Source organism: uncultured Campylobacter sp. (assembly GCF_937949835.1).
Classification (GTDB): Bacteria; Campylobacterota; Campylobacteria; order Campylobacterales; family Campylobacteraceae; genus Campylobacter_B.
Window position 1 is genome coordinate 1 of the sequence record NZ_CALEDC010000019.1, and the last position, 1,868, is coordinate 1,868.

At 35.9% G+C, this 1,868-nt stretch carries 2 protein-coding genes and 1 pseudogene; all 3 read right to left on the reverse strand.

What is annotated here, in order from left to right:
* Positions 1 to 236 (reverse strand): annotated as a pseudogene (locus Q0256_RS00460) (hypothetical protein); the annotation flags it as partial.
* 102 nt (positions 237 to 338) lie between these two features.
* Complete coding sequence (locus tag Q0256_RS00465; protein ID WP_297959023.1) at positions 339 to 911, reverse strand: hypothetical protein; 573 nt, start codon at positions 909 to 911, stop codon at positions 339 to 341.
* 177 nt (positions 912 to 1,088) lie between these two features.
* Positions 1,089 to 1,730 carry a hypothetical protein gene (locus Q0256_RS00470; protein ID WP_297959025.1) on the reverse strand — a complete coding sequence of 214 codons (642 nt, stop codon included), beginning with the start codon at positions 1,728 to 1,730 and terminating at the stop codon, positions 1,089 to 1,091.
* Between the last annotated feature and the right edge of the window lie 138 nt (positions 1,731 to 1,868).

Genomic DNA, 1,868 nt, shown 5'->3' on the forward strand with positions numbered 1-1,868 from the left:
CCTCCGCACTTAGGGCAAACGCCCCTATCTTTAACGTCCGAGAAATTATAAAATTTAAGACACCCTTTGCAGCGCATAAATTTAGGATAATACTTTACGCTTTTTTCAGGGCGAAATGCGAGATATAAAAAGAAAGCGCACGTCGCAAAGCATAAAATTCCTATGATGATACGCAGATACGCGCTTTCAAGCTTTACAGATGCCATAAAGCCGAGTTTTATATCGACTTTCCCCAATAAAGCGGCCGCCAGTCCCCATGCGAAAAAAGCAAAAAAGCCGATTAGTGCGAAAATTCTATTTAGCATTTTTATATATTCCTCGTATAACAAATCAAAATTTCATCGCTTTTTAAATTTACGCTTTTTGATCTTCGGAGTTTTAGCGCCTTGATGAGGAGCGTTTCTTTTCCAGTAGTCGCCGTCATTATACTCAGTAAGCTTTTTGCCGCAGTCCGGGCAAATTTGATCGGTATCTTTGACATCCTCGTACAGGTAAAATTTAAAGCAGTCCTTACACCACATATATTGCGGGTATCTTTTTATGCTCTTTTCAGAGCGGAAGGCGAGGTAAAAAAACGAGATACTAATAAGTAAAACCAAAAATCCCGAGATAAGAAAAGGATATCCGATTTTGTTTTGTATTCCTGCGGGATCTTGCGTTGTAAAAATTTCTATAGATATTATTAAAAGATTTAAGCCTATCAAAGCATTAATCACTCTACCTATTTTTTTGTTTATGAAAATTCCTGCAGAAACAAATAATAAGCCGGTGATAAAAATCTTGATAATATAGACCAGATCAACTGCGCTCCAGCCTTGGTATTTAAAATACATCTTTCCGCTAAAGCAGCCAAGAATACTTTCAAATACAAAAAATGCGCCCAAAAGTATTAAACCTATTCTAGCGCTCATTTTTTATTCCTACAGGCTTTTTGAGATAGTTGTCATCAGTAGAATAACGGTTCATAGGCGCGGTACCTATTAGGCTGCAGCTTGTTGTCGGATGCATACTTTCATTAAGCATATCGTTAGCAAAATTTATCAAATTTAATAAAATATCTATTTTGGCCATCAATGCTGTATTCGCCCTCACACCTCTATAACCACATCCTTATACTTTTCATAAAGCCTCGGCTTTAAAATTTTATCACGATACTCTTTGCCCGCCTTAGTCATACATATCCAATGGCTAAATCTGCTCCAGGTATCGGGATTCTTCCAAGTTATCTCTGCTTGGGGAGTTATGTTATCCTCCTCTAAAAATTTATATCCAAAAAAGAAATTATCTCTAAAATAGATCCACTTCTCATAAAGCGACATACCTAAATCGATTTTCGATAAATTTGTATTAAAGTTAGTTCCTTTCTCTCTTAGATTTCCGCCCTCTATGCCGAAGTCTATCATACTCCCTAAAAATAGCTGCCCCATTACTCCGAAATATTCTCCCGCATATGTAGGATAGGCTGAAATTTCTGGCTTATCTTCATATGGTGGTAGCATATAGTCGTAATCATCCGCAATCATTGAATCTAATTCAAACCATTCGCATAGGCAAAAAATCCTATACGCAAAGTAATCTAAAATATCTTTTTTCCTGGCACCCGGAATTTTAGCTAATATGCGAATAAACGGATCATCCCAGCAATCAAATCCTAAAGCCTTATAAAGTTCTTCATCATCGTTAAAACTCCAATCATCTGGTTTATTCGGTTTCAAAATTTTAAATTTCATAGTATCTCCTTTCTAAATTTAATCGATTGCCGATATAAAATTTACCTCATTGATCTGTTTGGTTGATCACATATAAACTCGCTAATATAAAAATTATTTGATTCCGAGAGCTTGGGCATACTTTTTATTATTTCATCT